The sequence below is a fragment of the Nocardioides sp. Z40_12 genome, from assembly GCF_058215795.1.
In genome coordinates this window covers 215,396-233,280 of the sequence record NZ_JBZAJA010000007.1, presented here as the reverse complement: position 1 = coordinate 233,280, position 17,885 = coordinate 215,396, and the positions used below count along the sequence as shown (strand labels likewise).

The 17,885-nt window shown below is 74.0% G+C and carries 21 protein-coding genes; 6 read left to right on the top strand and 15 right to left on the bottom strand.

From position 1 onward, the window contains the following. Positions 1–62 precede the first annotated feature (62 nt). Genes pruA through AC4BG9_RS14690 form a run of 3 tightly spaced genes read right to left on the bottom strand, consistent with a single transcriptional unit; the run spans position 63 to position 3,576 of the window. Positions 63–1,691: an L-glutamate gamma-semialdehyde dehydrogenase gene (gene pruA / locus AC4BG9_RS14700; protein WP_490571857.1), complete on the bottom strand. Its 1,629-nt coding sequence runs from the start codon at positions 1,689–1,691 to the stop codon at positions 63–65. Positions 1,692–1,711: 20 nt separating this feature from the next. After that, the gene (locus AC4BG9_RS14695) at positions 1,712–2,113 is read right to left on the bottom strand and encodes a DUF6912 family protein (RefSeq protein WP_490571856.1); all 402 of its coding nucleotides are present in this window, start codon (positions 2,111–2,113) and stop codon (positions 1,712–1,714) included. Beyond that, positions 2,110–3,576 carry a WS/DGAT/MGAT family O-acyltransferase gene (locus AC4BG9_RS14690; RefSeq protein ID WP_490571855.1) on the bottom strand — a complete coding sequence of 489 codons (1,467 nt, stop codon included), beginning with the start codon at positions 3,574–3,576 and terminating at the stop codon, positions 2,110–2,112. The genes AC4BG9_RS14695 and AC4BG9_RS14690 overlap by 4 nt, the downstream gene beginning before the upstream one ends. 77 nt (positions 3,577–3,653) lie before the next feature. On the opposite strand from AC4BG9_RS14690, the gene AC4BG9_RS14685 reads away from it, so the two are divergent. Continuing rightward, a complete protein-coding gene (locus tag AC4BG9_RS14685) occupies positions 3,654–4,052 on the top strand; it encodes a hypothetical protein (RefSeq protein ID WP_490571854.1) in 399 nt (132 codons plus the stop codon). Between the two features lies 1 nt (position 4,053). Next, positions 4,054–5,376, top strand: a complete 1,323-nt coding sequence (locus tag AC4BG9_RS14680; protein WP_490571853.1) for a hypothetical protein — start codon at positions 4,054–4,056, stop codon at positions 5,374–5,376. On the opposite strand, the gene AC4BG9_RS14675 is transcribed toward AC4BG9_RS14680, so the two are convergent. After that, positions 5,339–6,646, bottom strand: coding sequence for a CpaE/TadZ family protein (locus tag AC4BG9_RS14675; protein WP_490571852.1), 1,308 nt, complete (start codon positions 6,644–6,646; stop codon positions 5,339–5,341). The genes AC4BG9_RS14680 and AC4BG9_RS14675 overlap by 38 nt on opposite strands. A gap of 12 nt (positions 6,647–6,658) precedes the next feature. Further along, positions 6,659–7,312 (bottom strand): hypothetical protein, encoded by a 654-nt coding sequence (locus tag AC4BG9_RS14670; RefSeq protein ID WP_490571851.1) that lies wholly within the window; start codon positions 7,310–7,312, stop codon positions 6,659–6,661. A gap of 119 nt (positions 7,313–7,431) precedes the next feature. Here AC4BG9_RS14670 and AC4BG9_RS14665 point away from each other — a divergent pair, with 119 nt between their 5' ends. Next, the gene (locus AC4BG9_RS14665; protein ID WP_490571850.1) at positions 7,432–7,674 is read left to right on the top strand and encodes a helix-turn-helix domain-containing protein; all 243 of its coding nucleotides are present in this window, start codon (positions 7,432–7,434) and stop codon (positions 7,672–7,674) included. A gap of 19 nt (positions 7,675–7,693) precedes the next feature. Here AC4BG9_RS14665 and AC4BG9_RS14660 read toward each other — a convergent pair whose 3' ends face one another. The 3 genes from AC4BG9_RS14660 to sigE form a co-directional block, all read right to left on the bottom strand. After that, positions 7,694–8,743, bottom strand: coding sequence for a S1C family serine protease (locus tag AC4BG9_RS14660; protein WP_490571849.1), 1,050 nt, complete (start codon positions 8,741–8,743; stop codon positions 7,694–7,696). 431 nt (positions 8,744–9,174) lie between these two features. Then, positions 9,175–9,687, bottom strand: a complete 513-nt coding sequence (locus AC4BG9_RS14655; RefSeq protein ID WP_490571848.1) for an anti-sigma factor — start codon at positions 9,685–9,687, stop codon at positions 9,175–9,177. Then, the gene (gene sigE / locus AC4BG9_RS14650; protein ID WP_490571847.1) at positions 9,684–10,358 is read right to left on the bottom strand and encodes an RNA polymerase sigma factor SigE; all 675 of its coding nucleotides are present in this window, start codon (positions 10,356–10,358) and stop codon (positions 9,684–9,686) included. The genes AC4BG9_RS14655 and sigE overlap by 4 nt, the downstream gene beginning before the upstream one ends. A gap of 192 nt (positions 10,359–10,550) precedes the next feature. Here sigE and AC4BG9_RS14645 point away from each other — a divergent pair, with 192 nt between their 5' ends. After that, entirely contained in the window at positions 10,551–11,189 is a 639-nt protein-coding gene (locus tag AC4BG9_RS14645; RefSeq protein ID WP_490571846.1) for an O-methyltransferase, read from the top strand. Positions 11,190–11,231: 42 nt separating this feature from the next. Here the strand turns inward: AC4BG9_RS14645 and AC4BG9_RS14640 are convergent, their stop codons facing one another. From AC4BG9_RS14640 to AC4BG9_RS14630, 3 genes are read right to left on the bottom strand one after another with little or no spacing between them, the layout of a single operon-like run. Next, a complete protein-coding gene (locus AC4BG9_RS14640; protein ID WP_490571845.1) occupies positions 11,232–11,567 on the bottom strand; it encodes a hypothetical protein in 336 nt (111 codons plus the stop codon). Continuing rightward, positions 11,564–13,096: a leucyl aminopeptidase gene (locus AC4BG9_RS14635; protein WP_490571844.1), complete on the bottom strand. Its 1,533-nt coding sequence runs from the start codon at positions 13,094–13,096 to the stop codon at positions 11,564–11,566. Before AC4BG9_RS14635 ends, AC4BG9_RS14640 begins: the two co-directional genes overlap by 4 nt. 2 nt (positions 13,097–13,098) lie before the next feature. Beyond that, on the bottom strand, positions 13,099–13,266 hold the full coding sequence (locus AC4BG9_RS14630; RefSeq protein ID WP_082574674.1) for a DUF3117 domain-containing protein: 168 nt from the start codon (positions 13,264–13,266) through the stop codon (positions 13,099–13,101). A 138-nt stretch (positions 13,267–13,404) separates the two neighbouring features. Between AC4BG9_RS14630 and AC4BG9_RS14625 the strand changes: the two genes are divergently transcribed. Both AC4BG9_RS14625 and AC4BG9_RS14620 read left to right on the top strand, forming a co-directional pair. Next, positions 13,405–14,205, top strand: coding sequence for a PaaX family transcriptional regulator (locus tag AC4BG9_RS14625; protein WP_490571843.1), 801 nt, complete (start codon positions 13,405–13,407; stop codon positions 14,203–14,205). After that, a complete protein-coding gene (locus tag AC4BG9_RS14620) occupies positions 14,202–14,993 on the top strand; it encodes an enoyl-CoA hydratase/isomerase family protein (RefSeq protein WP_490571842.1) in 792 nt (263 codons plus the stop codon). Before AC4BG9_RS14625 ends, AC4BG9_RS14620 begins: the two co-directional genes overlap by 4 nt. 127 nt (positions 14,994–15,120) lie before the next feature. On the opposite strand, the gene AC4BG9_RS14615 is transcribed toward AC4BG9_RS14620, so the two are convergent. The 4 genes from AC4BG9_RS14615 to dapE form a co-directional block, all read right to left on the bottom strand. Next, positions 15,121–15,543: a hypothetical protein gene (locus AC4BG9_RS14615; protein WP_490571841.1), complete on the bottom strand. Its 423-nt coding sequence runs from the start codon at positions 15,541–15,543 to the stop codon at positions 15,121–15,123. A gap of 50 nt (positions 15,544–15,593) precedes the next feature. Next, the gene (locus AC4BG9_RS14610) at positions 15,594–15,914 is read right to left on the bottom strand and encodes a DivIVA domain-containing protein (protein WP_490571840.1); all 321 of its coding nucleotides are present in this window, start codon (positions 15,912–15,914) and stop codon (positions 15,594–15,596) included. Between the two features lie 74 nt (positions 15,915–15,988). Beyond that, complete coding sequence (locus tag AC4BG9_RS14605; protein WP_490571897.1) at positions 15,989–16,714, bottom strand: LOG family protein; 726 nt, start codon at positions 16,712–16,714, stop codon at positions 15,989–15,991. A 26-nt stretch (positions 16,715–16,740) separates the two neighbouring features. After that, positions 16,741–17,826: a succinyl-diaminopimelate desuccinylase gene (gene dapE, locus AC4BG9_RS14600; RefSeq protein WP_490571839.1), complete on the bottom strand. Its 1,086-nt coding sequence runs from the start codon at positions 17,824–17,826 to the stop codon at positions 16,741–16,743. Between the last annotated feature and the right edge of the window lie 59 nt (positions 17,827–17,885).

The following is a 17,885-nucleotide window of genomic DNA, read 5'->3' as shown; positions in this document are numbered from 1 at the left end:
CCACCCCGCCGGCCGCGGCCACCCCGGCCGGTCGGCGGGGGCGTCGCGGGGGCGTCGGCGGGTCAGTCCATGTGCGGGTAGCCGATCTCGGTCGGCGGCACGAAGGTCTCCTTGATCGAGCGGGGACTGGTCCAGCGCAGCAGGTTGAGCGCGGCGCCGGCCTTGTCGTTGGTGCCCGACGCGCGGCCGCCGCCGAAGGGCTGCTGGCCGACCACGGCCCCGGTCGGCTTGTCGTTGACGTAGAAGTTGCCGGCCGCGAAGCGCAGCGTCTCGCTCGCCCAGGCCACGGCCGACCGGTCCTGGGCGATGACGGCGCCGGTGAGCGCGTAGGGGGCGAAGGACTCCATCTGGGTCACCACCTCCTCGAACCGGTCGTCGTCGTAGACGTGGACGACCAGGATCGGGCCGAAGTACTCCTCGGAGAACATCTGGTCGGTGGGGTCGCTGGACTCCACCACGGTCGGGCGGACGAACCAGCCGACCGAGTCGTCGCACTCCCCGCCGGCCAGCAGGCTCAGGTGCGGCGTCTGCGCCACCCGGTCGAGCGCCCGGCGGTGCCGGTCGAAGGCCCGCTGGTCGATGACGGCGCCCATGAAGTTGCCCAGGTCGGTCACGTCGCCCATGGCGAGCCCCTCGACCTCGGCGACCAGCGGGTCGCGCACCTTCTCCCAGACCGAGCGCGCGACGTAGGCCCGCGAGGCGGCCGAGCACTTCTGGCCCTGGTACTCGAAGGCGCCGCGGACCATCGCCACCCGCAGCACGTCGGGGTCGGCGGAGGGGTGGGCGACGATGAAGTCCTTGCCTCCGGTCTCGCCGACGATCCGCGGGTAGGCGCGGTAGGAGGAGATGTTCTCCCCCACGGTGCGCCACAGGTGCTGGAAGGTCGCGGTGGAGCCGGTGAAGTGGATGCCGGCCAGGTCGCGGTGGGCCAGCGCCACCTCGGAGACCGCCAGCCCGTCGCCGGGCAGCATGTTGATCACCCCGGGCGGCATCCCGGCCTCCTCGAGGAGCTGCATGGTCAGGCTCGCGGCCAGCTGCTGGGTGGGCGAGGGCTTCCACAGCACGGTGTTGCCCATCAGGGCGGGGGCGGTGGGCAGGTTGCCGGCGATGGCGGTGAAGTTGAACGGGGTGATGGCGTAGACGAAGCCCTCGAGCGGGCGGTGGTCGGTGCGGTTCCACACCCCACGGCTCTGGGCGATCGGCTGGTCGGTGAGGATCTGCTTGGCGTAGTGGACGTTGAAGCGCCAGAAGTCGATCAGCTCGCAGGCCGAGTCGATCTCGGCCTGCTGGGCGGTCTTGGACTGCCCGAGCATGGTGGCGGCGTTGAGCCGCTGCCGCCACGGGCCGGCGAGCAGGTCGGCGGCCTTGAGCAGGATCGCGCACCGCTCGTCGAACGACATCCGCTGCCAGGGGCCAGCCGCCTCGTGCGCGGCGGCCACCGCGTCGGCCGCGTCCTCGGCGCTCGCGCCCCGGAAGGTGGCCAGCACGTGCTGGTGGTCGTGGGGCTGCACCACCGAGGTCTCGGGTCCGCGCCCGGCCCGGCGCTCCCCGCCGATGTGCGCGGGCAGCTCGGACTGCTCGCCCTCCAGGCGGGCCAGCTCCACCAGGAGCTCCTCGCGCTCGGGCGTGCCCGGGGCGTAGGTGAGGGTCGGCTCGTTGACCGGGGCCGGAGGGAATGCGATGCCGTCCATGCTCGCGACCTTAGCCCGGCTCAGACGAGGTGCTCCAGCTCCTCGGGGGCGAACCAGGCGAGGTCGTCGTCGGGATCGGCGCCGGCGGCCCTGTCCTCGGTGTCGAGGTGCACGGCCACCACGTCGCGGCGCGCCGTGCCGGCCGGGGCCCCGGCCTCGGGGTCGGTCGCGAGGTCGGTCGCGGGGTCGGTCCCGGTCTCGGTCACCACCACGACCCGCCGGCCCCCGGGCACGCCCAGCCGGGCGCCGAGTGCGGTGGAGAGGTCCGCGGCGGTCATCAGGGCGGCGTACTCGGACTCCTCGTCGTCACCCTCGGCCCGGACCGGGCCCTCCTCGGCCACCTCGTCGGGCGGCAGCACGCCGCCGGCGACCAGCACGCCCAGCCCCCGGGTGGTGGTGGGCAGGTACAGCCGGGTGCTCACCGGCCCTCCTTGCCGGCGCGCGGCGGCGTGGCGCCGCTCTTGCGGCGACCGCGTGGCGCGCGGGGGCGGGAGTCGCTGGCGGAGTCCTTCAGCTCCTCGAGGGCCTCGACCACGCACTGGCCCAGCACGTCGGCGTCGGGGAGCAGGTCGCGGTCGGCGGTGATGCCGTAGAAGACCCGGCCGTCGTAGGAGGTGACGCCGATGGCCAGCGCGTGGCCGGGCAGGAGAGGGTGCACGGGATAGCTCTCGAGCATCTGGGCGCCGCCCGCGTAGAGCGGGAACTGCGGGCCGGGGACGTTGGTCACCGAGAGGTGGAAGCCCCGGCGCAGCTCCTGGGCGGCGACGCGCGAGCCGAGCGCGTGGAAGGTGGTCGGCGCGAAGCCGGCGATCCCGGCCAGCCGCCGAGCGCCCACGGCCAGGCCGGTCTCCCGGTGGCTGTGGAACCCGTAGCTGACCTGGAGCAGCCGGACCACGGGGCTGGGCTCGCCGATCGGCAGGTAGACCTCGTGCCCGGTCACCTGGGTGCCCAAGGAGGTCGCCTCGAGCTCGTGGTCGATCACCGACATCGGGACCACCGCCCTGAGGCGCTTGATGCCGTGCAGGCCCTCGTCCCGGGTCATCAGCCACCCGCGCAGCGCGCCCGCGACGGTGGCCAGCACCACGTCGTTGACGCTGGTGCCGTGCACCCGGCGGATGCGCCGGTAGTCGGCCAGGTCGGTGGCCACGGTGACCACCCGGCGCTGCTGGGAGAGGGGCCCGTTGACCGGCGACTCCGGGACCGGCCGGCGGTTGGACAGCGCACCGGCGACGTGGCTCACCCGGTGGCGGGCGTCGTCGGCGGTGCGCAGCAGCGCGCCCAGGTTGCTGCGGGCGGTGTTGACCAGGGTGCGGGGGGACTCCAGGCTCTCCAGCAGCGCGCCGGCGACCAGCGAGGCCGGCGTCGGCGCGCGCCCCGGGCGCCACTCGTCCCGGCCCAGGGGCGCCTGCTTGGGGTCGACGTCGAGCATGACCTGGCCCAGGTCGACGGTCTCGATCCCGTCGACCAGGATCTGGTGCGACTTGGCCAGCACGGCCACCCGGCCCTCGGCCAGGCCCTCGATCACGTAGACCTCCCACAGCGGGCGGTTGCGGTCCAGGGACCGCGACACGATCCGGGCGGTCAGCTCGCGGAGCTGGTCCATGGTGCCCGGGCGCGGCAGCGCCGAACGGCGTACGTGGTAGCTGAGGTCGAACTCCTGGTCGTCGACCCACACGGGGTTGGCGATCCGGCCGGGGACGGCCTGGAGCCGCTGCCGGTAGCGGGGCACGTAGGCGATCCGCTCGGCGATGAGCTCGACCACCTGGGAGTAGTCGAACCCGCGGGCGCCTGGCTCGAAGACCTCCAGCGTCGCGTTGTGCATCGGTGTCGAAGGCGAATCCGTGGCGAGGAACGCCAGGTCTCGCGGCCGCAGCCGCTCACTCATGTCTGCCCTTCCGTCCTCGGACTTGCCTGCTCATGGGATTCTGGCAGAAGGACCCCACCCACAGGAGGAACGCCCAGATGCTTGCCCCGATCCGCCGCCGTCGGCGACTCGCCGCCGGAGCCGCCGCCTCCTGCCTGGTGCTGCTCGGTCTGACCTCGTGCGGGGACGACTCCGCCGGTTCCGCGGACCCCGCGGAGGGCTCGACCACCCAGCAGCAGGCGCCGATCCGGGTGACGGTCGAGGGTGACAGCATCCAGCCCGCCGGCGAGCGGGTCCAGGTCGGGGTCGACGAGCCGGTCATGATCGAGGTGACCTCCGACCGCGACGGCGAGCTGCACGTCCACTCCACCCCCGAGCAGGAGATCGCCTTCACCGAGGGCACCACCGAGCACGAGCTGGTGCTCGACCGCCCGGGCGTGGTCGAGGTCGAGTCCCACGACCCCGACCTCGTCGTGCTGCAGCTCGAAGTCCGCTGAGGTGGAGCGCGACCTCCTCGCCCACGGGCTGGGCGGGGCCAAGGACCTGCCCATCTCCCCCGAGCTCGCGATCGCCGGGGCGGTAGCGGCCCTCGTCGTCTCCTTCAGCGTGCTGGCGCTGGCCTGGCGCACGCCCCGGTTCGACGGCGAGCCCGGCCGGCTCGCGCCGGAGCGGCTGCGCCGCGTCGTCGCCTCGGCCTGGTTCGTCGGCGTCGTGCGGGCGCTCGGGATGGCACTCTTCGGGTGGTTCCTCTTCGCGGCCGTCCTCGGGGAGAACCTGGTCATCAACCCGGCCCTTGGCATGTTCTACGTGCTCCTGTGGGTCGGCCTGGTGCCGCTGAGCCTGCTGCTCGGGCCGGCGTACAAGGCGCTCAGCCCCGTGCGCACCCTGCACACCGGCCTGGCCCGGCTCACCGGCTCCGACCCCTCGCGGGGCCTGCGCGACTACCCGGCCCGGTGGGGCTACTGGCCGGCGGCGCTGGGGCTCTTCGCGTTCGTCTGGCTCGAGCTGGTGCACCCCGACTCCACCCAGCTCGGCACGGTACGCCTCTGGGTCGCGGTCTACGTCGCGGTGATGGTGCTCGGCGGGGCCGTCTTCGGGGACAGGTTCTTCGAGCACGCCGACCCGTTCGAGGTGTACTCCACCCTGGTCGGTCGCCTCTCGGTGTGGGGACGGCGCGACGACGGCGAGCTGGTGCTGCGCTCCCCGCTGGCCAACCTCGCCCGGACCCCCGCTCGGCCCGGACTGGTGGCGGTGGTGGCGGTGCTCTTCGGCAGCACCGGCTTCGACTCCTTCCGCGAGTCACCCCCCTGGTTGCGCTACGTGCAGTCCTCCGAGCTCAGCTCGGTGCTGCTGGGCAACCTGGCGCTGCTCGCCTTCTGCGCCGGGGTGGGCCTGGTCTTCGCCGCGTCCACCGCCGCCACCGGCGTCGGGGACGACGTGCAGCGGCGCCGCCTGCCCGCGCTCTTCGCGCACTCGATGGTCCCGATCATCGTGGGCTACATCGTGGCCCACTACCTGTCCTACTTCATCGAGTACGGGCAGGTCACCCTGATCCAGATGAGCGACCCGCTCTCCCGCGGCGACGACCTCCTGGGCACCGCCGACCTCCAGGTGAACCGCTGGCTCTCCTACCACCCCACCCTGCTGGCCGACATCAAGGTGCTCGGCGTGGTGCTGGGCCACGTGCTCGGGGTCGTGGCCGCGCACGACCGCGCGGTCAAGCTGCTGCCCCGTCAGCACCAGCTGACGGGTCAGCTGCCGCTGCTGTTCGCCATGGTGGGCTTCACCGCCGGCGGTCTGTACCTGCTGTTCGCGGCCTGAGCAGCCGCACCAGCCGGCGGCCCGGACCACCGGAGCCGCCCGGCCGGCAGCTGGTCGGGTGCAGCGCGTCGACCAGCTCGACCACCGCCCGGGAGAGCGGCGACTCGGCCTGCTCGCCGACCGCACGCCCGGCCACCAGCGCCCGGTCGGCGCCGGCCCGGTCGTCGGGCAGGAAGTGCAGGCCGCAGACCCGGGCGAACCCCTCGACCATCCCGGCGACGTCGGAGTCGGCCCAGCCGAGCGAGGGCCGCATCCGGTTGACCGCGACCCGCACCGGCACGCCGGGGACGTGCTCGCGCAGGTCGACCAGCCCGCGGGCCAGGCGCGAGAGACCGACCGGGTCCGCACCCCCGACCACGAGCACCTCGTCGGCCGCCTCCAACGCCTCCAACGTCATCTGGTTGCGCAGGCCGGAGTGGCCCAGCCCCACGTCGGACTGCAGGTCGGCGCCGGTGTCGACGACGACGTCGCGGCGCTGCCGGGCCTCGTGCAGCACGTCGGCGATCGCGCCGGGACGCACCTCGACCCACCGGTCCGGGCGTGGCAGCCCGGTCATCACCTCCAGGTGCGGCGCCACGGCGCGGCAGGCCGACGGGAGCCGTTCGCGCAGGGTGCCGGAGGACACCAGCCGAGCCGCGGAGAGCACCCCGGAGACCTGGTCGAGGACGCCCAGGTGCTGGGCCACGGAGGCGGCGTGGGGGTCGGCATCGACCAGCAGGGTCGGGCGGCCGCGCCGGGCCAGCTCGGCCGCGACCGCGGTGGCCAGGGTGGTCCGCCCCGGGGCACCGGCCGGACCCCAGACCGCGATCACCCGACGCGACTGCGACTCCGACTCCGGCCCCGCAGCGGGCGGACCCGCCGGGCCGGGCCGGTCGGCCGGGCCCGGGGCGCCGGCGGCACGCACCGGACGGGACCGCGTGTCGGCGAGGTCGTCGGCCAGCGCCACCACCCCCGGCAGCTGGGCGACGTCGTCGGCCCCCACCCAGGTGCGCACCGCCAGCCGGGCCAGCCGGGCGGCCACGTCGTCGCGCCCGGGCGCGGCCACCACGGCCACCGGACGCACCGCGTGGCGGCGCAGGTGCTCCACGGCCGAGCCGTCCAGCCCGGGGGCCTCCAGGGCCACCACGGCGACGTCGGCCTGGCCGGTGGCCGCGGTCGCCATCAGGTCGTCGACGTCGACGCAGCGCTTGAGCACCACCACGCCGGCGGCCTCCCCCAGGTACCTGAGCGCGGCGGACTCCCAGGCCGCCCCGGAGGCGAGGACCAGCACGCAGACCACCGCTCAGCCCCGCCCGACCAGCATCAGGCGGCCCTCGCCGCTGGCGGTCAGCACCCGGGCCAGGGTGACCCCGTCGTCCGGGATGCCGAGTACCAGCTGGCGGTCCTGGCCCGCGACCCCGAGGTCGCCTGGGGCCCGCGGCGCGTCGACCACCCGCACCCCCGGGACGGCCAGCCTGGCCTTGCTCCCCTCGCCCGAGCCGGCGTGCGGAAGCATCCACACGTCGACCAGCGACCCGGTGGTCACCGCCGGCGGGAGCTGCCTGGCGGGGACGGAGACCGAGACGTGCGGCTCCTGCTCCTGCGCGGCGCCGAGCACCGTGCGCGGGAGCAGCTCGCCGGCCGCGACCCCGCGCACCAGGTGACGCTCGTCGGGCAGCTCCTGGTCGGTGGTGAAGTAGCGCGCCGCGTCGGCTTCGACGGCGAACCGGACCCGGCGCGCGACCAGGTCACCGGGCTCGACCTCCTCCCCCTCGGCGAGGTCGGAGGCGACGCTCCACATCGCGACCGTCTCGTCGGCGCCGCCGACCACCCGGGCCCCGACGACCACCGAGACCGCCACCAGGGCGAGCCCGACCCACAGGCGAGGATCCCGCCAGCCGGCGCTCGCGGAGCGCTGTGCGGCAGGACTGTCATCACCCGGAGGACTCGTCAGCACGGGAATCATCCTCCCGCGCCCGGACCACCCTTCCCCGGTCCGTCCACAGAGAGGGCATCTCTCCACAGCCCGGGGTCTCCTCCACGGATCAGGCAGGTCCGGATGGCACCATGGGGGCCATGCCCGGCACGCCACGATTCCTCACCCTGGCCGACGTCGCGGAGGTGCTCAACACCTCCAGCGCGCAGGTCTACGCCCTGGTCCGGCGCGGCGAGCTGCCGGCCATCAAGATCGGGGGCCGCGGTCAGTGGCGGGTCGAGCACACCCAGCTCGAGGACTTCATCGACAAGATGTACGCCGAGACCAAGCAGTTCGTCGACGAGCACCCCTTCGTGGAGGCCGAGTCGCGCGGCCAGGACTGAGGCGCCCGCCGGGGCGCCCTCAGCCGACCTCGGAGTCGAGGACGATCGAGACCGTCCGCTCCTCCCCGTCGCGCACCACGGTGAGCTCGAGGGTCTCCCCGGGCTGGTGGGTGCGGATCATCACGATCAGGGCGATCCCGTCCGCGATCCGGTCGCCGTCGATCGCCACCACCACGTCGTCCTTGCGGAGGCCGGCGGTGGCCGCGGGGGTGCCGCTCTTCACCTCGTCGATCCGCGCCCCGCGCACGTCCTGGTCGCCCTGGGTCTGCACGGTCGCCCCGATCACGGGGTAGCGCGCCTCACCGGTGCGCAGGATCTGGTCGGCGGTGGTCCGGACCTGCTCGATCGGGATCGCGAAGCCCACCCCGATGCTGCCCGCCTCGCGGAGCATCCCACCGGTGGTGGCGATCGCCGAGTTGACGCCGACCACCTGCCCGGCGAGGTCGACCAGCGGCCCTCCGGAGTTGCCCGGGTTGATGGCGGCGTCGGTCTGCACGGCGTTGATGAACGAGGTCTCGTCGTCGCTCTCGCCGGTGGTCACCGGACGGTTGAGCGCGCTCACGATCCCGGAGGTCACCGTCTGGCTGAGCCCCAGCGGCGCACCGAAGGCGACCACCGGGTCACCGACCAGCAGGCGGCTGGAGGCCCCCAGGCTGGCCGCCCGCAGGTCCTCGGCCCCTTCCACGGAGAGGACGGCGAGGTCGTAGACCTGGCTGGCGCCCACCACGCTGGCCTCATAGGTGCGACCCTCGGAGTCGACCACCCGCAGCGCTCCGCCGAGGGCCTCGACGCCGGCCACGACGTGCTGGTTGGTGATCACGTGCCCCTCGCTGTCGAGGACGAACCCGGAGCCCGTGGCCCCGGTCTCCCCCGCCCCCGCGAGCACCTGCACGGTGCTGGGCAGCATCTCCCGGGCGACCGCGGAGACCGACTGGTTGTCCTCGGCCAACGGCGGGGCGGTCCGGGTGGTCCCGGGCTCGAGGCCGGAGCCGCCGAGCTCCAGGGACTCGTAGAGCGCGCCACCGAGCGCCCCGCCGGCCAGCCCGACGAGCAGGGCCAGTGCGGCCACGGCAGGCCAGACGAACCCTGGGGCGGACCCGGCTCGCGCCCGGTGCTGGGACCGGGGGGCACCGGGGGCACCGGGGGCACCGGGGGCACCGGGGGCACCGGGGGCAACGGCGGGGCCCTGCTGCGACTGCGCCCACTCCTGCGACCCCGGCTGGCTCGGACGCGGTGCCAGAGGCTGTGTCAGCGGCTCGTTCGGGGGCTCGTTCGGGGGCTGGTTCGAGGGCTGGGCACCGGCCGCCGGCGGCGGCGGGCCCCAGGGCCCGGACTGCGGCATGGCCTGTGGCATGGACTGCGGCATGGCCTGTGGCATGGACTGCGGCATGGCCTGAGGGGGTCCCGGCGGCAGTGCCTGCTGCGGCGGCACCGGGGGCTGGGCGAGGGACGGCTCGTCGTCCCGCTGCTCGGGGGTCTCGTCCCCCGGGTGGTCATGGTTCACGGGAACAGTGTCGCCCGAGCGCCGCCCGGACGCACCGGTGAGGGCCGGATGGCCGGCTGGCCGCCGGTGCGGGAGTCGTTGCCGGAGGTCGGCGGCACCAGGCTGGTCACCGGGCCCCGGCGCTCGGTCTGCGGCGCGTTGGCGGGCACGGCACCGAGCGCCAGGACGCCGACCACGGCCACGGCCACCCCGCCTCCGCCCAGGGCGACGAGGTGACGTGGGCGCGGGCGGCCCGGGGAGCGCACCTCGTCCAGGTGGCGCTGCATCGGGGAGGCGCCCTCCGGCGCCATCGCCAGCAGCGCGCTGCGCAGGTCGTCGGCCACGCCCGGGGGGGCCGCCGGGGAGCAGTGGGTGAGCTCGGCCAGCCGGGTCTTCACCCAGCCCTCGCGCTCGACCATGTCGCGGCACGGGTGGCAGGTGTGGACGTGCTCCCAGGCCCGTTCCTCCTCCGCCGGGCTCAGGTGACCGTCGAGCAGGGCGCTGACCCGGCTTCCGAGGTGGCCGATCACGATCCGCTCCTCAGCACCGGCTGCTCCTCCGACAAGGGGCCGGCATGCCGTTCGCGTCCCTCCCCCGGAGCCCGGTGGGCGAGCGCCTTGCGGAGCATGGTGCGGCCCCGGTGGATCCGCGAGCGGACGGTGCCGAGCTTGGCGTCCATGATCTCGGCGATCTCCTCGTAGGAGAGGCCCTCGACGTCGCAGAGCACCACGGCCGCCCGGAAGTCCGGCGGCAGGGTGGCCAGGGCGCGCTCGATGTCGTCGTCGAAGGTGCGGTCGGCGTAGGCCGTCTCCGGCGCGGGCGAGGCGGAGGTCAGCCGGCTGGCCCGCTCGTCGGAGAGAGCGTCGAAGCGGATCCGCTGACGACGCCGGGCCTGGTCGAGGAAGAGGTTGGTGGTGATCCGGTGCAGCCAGCCCTCGAAGGTGCCGGGGGTGTAGGAGTCCAAGGAGCGGAAGACCCGGACGAAGACCTCCTGGGTCAGGTCCTCGGCGTCGTGCCGGTTGGCGGTGAGGCGGTAGGCGAGTCGGAAGACCCGGTCGGAGTGCCGCGCCACGACCTCGTCCCAGGTCGGGACCGCGCCGGCGTCCACGACTTCGGCGTCCGGGCGGCCCGCCGCCTCGCTGGAGCTCTCCACCGGGGCCTCCTGGGGGCTGGGACGGGACGACGGGGCGAACAGGCGCATGTCTCTCCTGACGCTCGAGGACGACAGTAGGTTCCCGTACTGAGAGGAACCTGTGAGGATCCCCCGGCATTCCCGCGCGGCGCGGGGCGTCCCACGCGATAGAGTCGCCGAGGGCCCGGGGCTGCGGACCTCCGCACACGGGCACTCGCCCGTTCCCACCCTGCACCCCAGGAGGTCGCCATCACCGCACCCATGAAGCCCGCCAGCTGGAACCACGCCGAGGGGTTCGTCGCCGAGGACGACGTGCTCCGCGCCGCCCGGGCCCGCGCCGAGGAGGTCGGGGTGACCCCGATCGGCTCCGGCGGGGGTGCTGCGCTGCGGTTCCTGGCCGCGGTCCTCGAGGCCCGCACCGTCGTGGAGATCGGCACCGGGACCGGGGTCTCGGGGCTGTGGATGCTGCGCGGCATGCGGCCCGACGGGGTGCTGACCACCGTCGACATCGAGGCCGAGCACCAGCGTCTCGCCAAGGAGACGTTCTCCGAGGCCGGGATCCCGCCCCAGCGCGCCCGCACCATCAGCGGTGCCGCGCTCGACGTGCTCCCCCGGCTCACCGACGGCCACTACGACCTGGTCTTCTGCGACGGCGACAAGCGTGAGTACTCCGCGTACCTCAAGGAGGCACTGCGCCTGCTGCGCCCCGGCGGCGTGGTGGCCTTCGACAACGCGCTGTGGCACGACCGGGTCGCCGACCCGTCCCAGCGCGACGAGGAGACCGTGGCGATCCGCGAGCTGGGACGCCAGGTCGCCGAGCACGAGTCGCTCGTCCCGGTCCTGCTGCCGGTCGGGGACGGGCTGCTGCTGGCGAAGAAGGAGTGGGCCGGCGAGGAGTGAGCGCCACGACCGGGGCCGGTTCGGCGTGTCGACCGGCACCGGTCAGCGGGGCGTGGCCTCGAAGCCTTCCCAGCCCTCCGCCACCGCGACGATCTCGCACGGCTCGATCAGCTCCGGGGACGAGCCGATGATCTGCGAGCCGGGCGCCTCCGCGGCCCCGCGCCGGAAGGTCTCCTCGAACTCGGCCCGCGCAGCGTCGTCGGCGAAGACGTAGCAGCCCTCGAACCACTCGCCCCGACGCATCCGCCAGGTCTTGAACCGCAGCCCCGCCATCCCGGTGAAGCGGGCGTGCGAGGTCTCGTCGACGTAGCGCGCCAGCTCCTCCTCGACGCCCTCGGCCGCCCCCGCCAGCGACCACCTGACGGTGAGCCCCCTCATCGCAGGCCCTCCAGCGGCGCCGGCCGCCCGAGCCAGGTCAGCAGCAGCCGGGCGCCGAACCCGCTGGGACCGGTCGTCCACTCGAAGCGCTCCTCGGGGGCGTCGCCCACCGAGGCGACGTCCAGGTGCGCCCAGGGCACGTCCCCGGCGAAGTGCTGGAGGAAGAGCGCCGCGGTGATGGCGCCGGCTCCCCCGGCCGCGTTGTCGGCGTCGGCGATCTTGGAGGCCAGCTTCTCCTCGTAGTCGGCGACCAGCGGCATCCGCCACACGCGCTCGCCCGACCGCTCGCCGGCGGCGGCGATGTCGGCGGCCAGCGCCTCGTGGTTGGCGAAGAAGCCGCCGGTCTGCTGGCCCAGCGCGACCTTCATCGCCCCGGTCAGGGTGGCCACGTCGACCAGCACGTCGGGCTTCAGCTCCGAGACCGCGTAGGCCATCGCGTCGGCGAGCACCAGGCGCCCCTCGGCGTCGGTGTTGTTGACCTCCGAGGTCCGTCCGCCGTGGTGCACGATCACGTCGCCGGGGCGCATCGCCGAGCCGCTGATCGCGTTCTCCGCGGCCGGGACCAGGCCGGTGACCCGCACCGGGCACCCCAGGTCGGCCAACGCGGCCATGGTGGCGAGCACCACGGCCCCGCCGGTCATGTCGCGCTTCATGGTGGACATGCCCTGGGCCGGCTTGATGTCGAGGCCACCGGTGTCGAAGGTGATGCCCTTGCCGACCAGGACCACCAGGGGCGCGTCGTCGGCCACCCCCTCGGGGCGGTAGTCGAGCCGGATCAGCCGGGGCGGGGTGCTGGACGCGGCGCCGACGGCGAGGATCCCGCCGAAGCCCTCCGCGGCGAGCCGGTCCTCGTCCCAGACGGTGATCTCGAGACCGGCCTCCTCGGCGACCTCGGCCGCCTGCTCGGCGAGCCAGGCGGGGTTCTTCAGGTTGGAGGGCACCGTGGCCAGGGTCCGGGCCCGCCAGCCGGCGCCGCCGAGCGCGAGCGCGCGGTCGAGCTCGACCCGGCGGTCCTGCGCCTCGGGCACGCCGGCCAGGACGACCTGTCGCACCGGGTGCGCGGCCGGCCCCTCGGAGCGCCAGTGGAAGCCGAAGGAGCCGAGCATCGCGCCGACCACCACCGCCTCCAGCCCCTCCTGGGGGGCGATCGCCGCGAGCGTGGTGGCCACGCTCGCGCGGTCCTTGACCGCGCGCGCCAGCGAGGCCCCGGCCCGACGGAAGTCGGTGGGCGACTGATCCCCGACGCCGACCAGCAGGACCTGGCGCACCTCGCCGTGCGAGACGGGCACCACGGTGACCTCACCGACGCGGCCGGTGGCCCGGGCGGAGTCGAGCAGGTCGAGCAGGTCGAGGCCGAGCAGCTCGGCCGCGTCGTCGGCGCCGGGCCCCAGCTGGAGCGTCCCGTCATCCTCGGCGGGGAGCACCGGGAAGGCCCAGCACTCGACACCGCCGATCTCGTGGGGCGCGTGCGCGGAGAGCGCGAACGCAGGCGGCGAGACCTGGGTCGGCAGGGCGGCGGAGACTGCCACGATCAGCCGACGACGTCCTTGAGGGCGTCACCGAGGGCTCCGGCCTCTTCGGCGTTGAGCTCGACCACCAGCCGGCCTCCACCCTCGAGCGGCACGCGCATCACGATGCCACGGCCCTCCTTGGTGACCTCCAGCGGTCCGTCGCCTGTCCTCGGCTTCATGGCCGCCATGGGCGCACCTCTGCTTCCTGTGATCGCGCGGCTCGGGGGCCGCGGGGATGCTTTGACCTCCCATTATCCCCCATAGGACCGGTGACCCGCACCACAGGTCTTCAAGACAGCGCACCTGGTGCCTGCCAGACTGCGGGAATGCACGCCCGTTCCGCGCTCTTCGACGTCTACGGTGATCTGCTCCCCGGTCGTGCCAACCGCGCCACGGTCGCCGGTCTGGTCCGGTTGCTCCGGCCGGTGGGCATCGCCGCGCCGGCGGTGCGCACCGCGATCTCGCGGATGGTCGCGCAGGGCTGGCTCGAGCCGGTCGCCCTGGAGCAGGGGCGGGGCTACGCCGCCACCGACCAGGCGGTACGTCGGCTGGCCCGCGCCGCCGAGCGCATCTACCGGCGCCAGACGCGCCCGTGGGACGGCGCCTGGCACCTGGCGCTGGTCTCGTGCACCGGCACCCGCACCGACCGGGCTCGGCTGCAGCGCGAGCTGGTCTACCTGGGCTACGCCGAGCTGAGGCAGCACACCTGGCTCAGCCCCTACCCCCGCGACGAGCTCCAGGAGGTGCTCGAGCGCTGCAAGGCGACGGCGGTCCTGGCCCGGGCGACCTCGTTCGAGCCGCACGGCACGCCCCTGGAGTGCTGGGACCTGACGGGGGTGGCAGCGGCGTACGACTCCTGGCTGGCCGACGCGGCCGACTCGGTGCGCCGCCACCTCGCCGAGCACCAGGACCCGGACGAAGGGGCGTTCGCCGCCCGGTTCCACCTCGTCCACGAGTGGCGCAAGTTCCTCTTCACCGACCCGGCGCTGCCCGGCGAGCTCCTCCCCGCGGACTGGCCCGGGGACCGCGCCGCGGCCTTCTTCTCCACCGAGGCCGAGCGCCTGCGCGAGCCCGCGGACCGCTTCGTGGCCCGGGCGCTGTCACCTGGGGCAGACTGGCAGCCATGAGTGCCCCCGTGCTGCTGGAGGTGCGCGACGGGGTCGCCACCATCACGCTGAACCGCCCCGAGGCGATGAACAGCCTGGACGTGGCCACCAAGGAGCTGCTGCGCGAGGTCGTCGGGTCGGTGGCCGAGGACACCGAGGTCCGGGCGGTCGTGCTCACCGGCACCGGGCGCGCCTTCTGCGTCGGCCAGGACCTCAAGGAGCACGTGGCCATCCTGCGCAGCGACGACCGGGAGTCCCTCTTCCGGACCGTGGAGGAGCACTACAACCCGATCGTCACCGCCCTGGCGACGATGCCCAAGCCGGTGCTCTGCGCGGTCAACGGCGTCGCGGCGGGCGCCGGGGTCTCCCTCGCCCTCGCCTGCGACCTGCGGATCCTCTCCGACGCCGCGGGCTTCAACTTCGCCTTCGCCGGGATCGCGCTGTCCTGCGACACGGGAGTGAGCTGGACGCTTCCCCGCCTGGTGGGCCGGGAGAAGGCCCTGGAGCTGCTCTACCTCCCCTCCACCGTGCCGGCGGCCGAGGCGGCCCGACTGGGGTTGGCCGGGCGGGTGGTCCCGCCCGACGAGCTGATGCCCACGACCCTCGACCTGGCCGGCCGGCTGGCCGCGGGCCCCACGGTCGCGCTGGGTGCGATCCGCCGCTCCGTGGCCTACGCGGCGGAGCACTCCTTCACCGACGCGCTCGCCTTCGAGGCCGCGATGATGACGCTCACCGGAGGCACCGAGGACCACAGCGCGGCGGTCGACTCGTTCCTGGCCAAGGAGCGGCCGACCTTCCACGGGAGGTGACCGCCCGGTCCCCCGGTCCCCGGACGGCCGAACGCCCGGACCGGCGGCTGCAGGTCCGGGCGCGAGGCCGGGCGTGACGACTCCGACCACGGGGCCGCCGTCGGGCGGCCCCGCGGACGGGCGCGGGCTACGCCGTCGTGAGGTAGAAGAACGTGAACACGCAGACGCCGACCAGCATCCCGAAGTGGGCCAGCACGGAGAGCCCGGGGCCCTCGCTCCAGGTGTCCTCCTCGACGTTGGTCGCGTGGCGCCCGCGGGACGGCAGCCACCGGAGCAGCAGCGCCAGTCCGGCGAGGGCGGTCACCCAGTAGAGGGCGAGCGCGATGATCCCGGCGAGGTTCCCACCGAGGAACGAGTCGTCAGGGGAGACGAGCCACGCGACCCAGAGGATGAACGCGGGCAGGCCCACGAACGTGTGCACATTGAGGGCCGGCTTGTTCACCTTCATGGGCCCCTCGGTCTCGTCCTTGCCCAGGCGGACCCGGGTGAGGAGGATGACCACGAGGCCCAGACCGGTGAGGACCCAGACGATGATTTCTTTGCTCTCCACGGACGGAAGTGTGCCGTAGAGATGTGGCCGCCGCCACGTAAACGCCCGATTCAGGTCCTGGCGCTGTCCGGGTCCTGTGCGCCGGGCCCGTCGGGAGACTCGCCGGTCGTCCCGGCGCCGACCGGCACCGGCGTGCTCGCGGACGACTCGATCTGGTCGGCGAGACGGTCGAGGAGCGCGTCGACGTCGCGCATCCGGTAGCCCCGCAGGGCCACCGGGAAGCGCACCCGGCGCAGGTCGGCCCCCTGGAGGCGACCCTCGGGGAGCACCACCGGGACCCGGTCGCGCTCCGGCTCCTCCCAGGTCCCGGAGCGGCCGGCCGCCACGGCGGCCACGCCGCCCAGCACGAGTACCAGCAGGATGGCGAACATCCACATCATCTTGCGCTCCTGACTCTCACGTCGTCTCTCCCTTGACCGGTCCGATCATGCCGCGCATGCCTGCCTCACTCCACCGGGTGCGGGGCCGCCGTGGGATAGCGACCCTCACGGGCGGCCACCATCAGCGCGACCGCCTCGTCCACGTCGTCGGTGACGCGCAGCATGTCGAGGTCCTCGGCCGAGATCTTGCCCTCGGCCAGCACGGTCTCGCGCAGCCAGGAGACCAGCCCCGACCAGTAGTCGACCCCCATCAGCACCACCGGGAAGGAGGTGACCTTCCGGGTCTGCACCAGGGTGAGCGCCTCGAAGAGCTCGTCGAAGGTGCCGAGGCCGCCGGGCAGCACCACGAAGCCCTGGGAGTACTTGACGAACATCATCTTGCGGGCGAAGAAGTACCGGAAGTTGATGCCCATGTCGACCCACTGGTTGAGCCCGGCCTCGAAGGGCAGCTCGATGCCCAGGCCGACGCTGACCCCGCCGGCCTCGCTGGCCCCCTTGTTGGCGGCCTCCATCGCGCCCGGCCCACCGCCGGTGATCACCGCGAAGCCCTCCCCCACCAGCCCGCGACCCACCCGCTCGGCGAGGTCGTAGTACCGGTGGTCGGTGGCGGTCCGGGCGGAGCCGAAGACCGCGATCGCCGGCCCGAGCTCGGCGAGTGCGTTGAAGCCCTCCACGAACTCGGCCTGGATCTTCATCACCCGCCAGGGATCGGTGTGCACCCAGTCCGACGGCCCCCGGGAGTCCAGGAGCCGCTGGTCGGTGGTGACCGTCTCGACCTGCTGGCGGCGCATCCGCACCGGTCCCTTGAACTGGTCCTTCACGACTCTCCCTCCAGCCAGCCCCGCAGCTGCTCCTCGCAGCGGAGGATGTCGGCGACCGGCACCTGCTCGTCCTGGCGGTGCGCGAAGAGCGGGTCGCCGGGTCCGTAGTTGACCGCGGGGACGCCGAGCCTGGTGAAGAGCGCCACGTCGGTCCAGCCGAACTTCGGCGCCACCTCGCCGCCCACCGCCTCGACGAACGCGCGGGCGGCGGGCCGGGACAGGCCGGGAAGCGCTCCGGGCGCGGAGTCGGTCAGGGTGAGCTCGAAGCCGTCGAAGAAGTCGGTGACGAAGGCGAGCGCCTCGGCCTCGCTGCGGTCGGGGGCGAAGCGGAAGTTGACCTCCACGACGCACTCGTCGGGGACGACGTTGCCGGCCACTCCCCCGCGGATGGCGACCGCGTTGAGCCCCTCGTGATAGGTCAGCCCGTCGATCTCGGGGGTCCGCGCCTCGTAGTGCCGCAGCCGGTCCAGCACCTCGCCGGCCGCGTGGATCGCGTTGACGCCGCGCCAGCTGCGGGCGGAGTGCGCCCGCGTCCCGCTGGTGCGGACCTCGACGCGCAGCGTGCCCTGGCAGCCGGCCTCGACAGCGGCGTTCGACGGCTCCATCAGGATGGCGAAGTCGGCGGCCAGCAGGTCGGGGTCGCTCTCGGAGAGCTTGCGCAGCCCGTTGTGGACCGCCTCGACCTCCTCGGCCTCGTAGAGGACCAGGGTCAGGTCCCGGTTGGGCTCGGGGACGGTCGCGGCGATCCGCAGGATGACGGCGTCGCCGCCCTTCATGTCGCAGGTGCCCAGGCCGTGCAGCGTGCCGCCCTCGCGGCGGGCCGGCAGGTTGCCGTTGACCGGGACGGTGTCGAGGTGGCCGGCGATGACCACCCGCTCGGACCGCCCCAGGTGGGTGCGCGCGACCACCGTGTGACCGCGGCGGACCACCTCCAGGTGGGGCAGGGCCAGCAGCGCCTGCTCGACGGCGTCAGCGATCCCGGCCTCGTGGTGGCTCACCGACTCGATGTTGACCAGCTGCTCCGTCAGCGCCACCGCGTCGAGGCTCAGGTCGAGGGCGGGGGATGTGGTCGGCTCGGACATGCCGCCCATCCAACCACCCGGACCAGGGTGGGGCTGCGAGCCGTCCGCCGGCGGGCGAC

Coding starts and splice junctions, on each gene's coding strand:
- AC4BG9_RS14665 (WP_490571850.1), top strand. CDS start 7,432: ATGCCCGGCACGCCACGATTCCTCACCCTGGCCGACGTCGCGGAGGTG.
- AC4BG9_RS14605 (WP_490571897.1), bottom strand. CDS start 16,714: ATGCGCCGCCAGCAGGTCGAGACGGTCACCACCGACCAGCGGCTCCTG.
- AC4BG9_RS14685 (WP_490571854.1), top strand. CDS start 3,654: ATGCTTGCCCCGATCCGCCGCCGTCGGCGACTCGCCGCCGGAGCCGCC.
- sigE (WP_490571847.1), bottom strand. CDS start 10,358: ATGCGCCTGTTCGCCCCGTCGTCCCGTCCCAGCCCCCAGGAGGCCCCG.
- AC4BG9_RS14640 (WP_490571845.1), bottom strand. CDS start 11,567: ATGAGGGGGCTCACCGTCAGGTGGTCGCTGGCGGGGGCGGCCGAGGGC.
- AC4BG9_RS14610 (WP_490571840.1), bottom strand. CDS start 15,914: ATGTTCGCCATCCTGCTGGTACTCGTGCTGGGCGGCGTGGCCGCCGTG.
- AC4BG9_RS14620 (WP_490571842.1), top strand. CDS start 14,202: ATGAGTGCCCCCGTGCTGCTGGAGGTGCGCGACGGGGTCGCCACCATC.
- AC4BG9_RS14630 (WP_082574674.1), bottom strand. CDS start 13,266: ATGGCGGCCATGAAGCCGAGGACAGGCGACGGACCGCTGGAGGTCACC.
- dapE (WP_490571839.1), bottom strand. CDS start 17,826: ATGTCCGAGCCGACCACATCCCCCGCCCTCGACCTGAGCCTCGACGCG.
- AC4BG9_RS14690 (WP_490571855.1), bottom strand. CDS start 3,576: ATGAGTGAGCGGCTGCGGCCGCGAGACCTGGCGTTCCTCGCCACGGAT.
- pruA (WP_490571857.1), bottom strand. CDS start 1,691: ATGGACGGCATCGCATTCCCTCCGGCCCCGGTCAACGAGCCGACCCTC.
- AC4BG9_RS14625 (WP_490571843.1), top strand. CDS start 13,405: ATGCACGCCCGTTCCGCGCTCTTCGACGTCTACGGTGATCTGCTCCCC.
- AC4BG9_RS14645 (WP_490571846.1), top strand. CDS start 10,551: ATGAAGCCCGCCAGCTGGAACCACGCCGAGGGGTTCGTCGCCGAGGAC.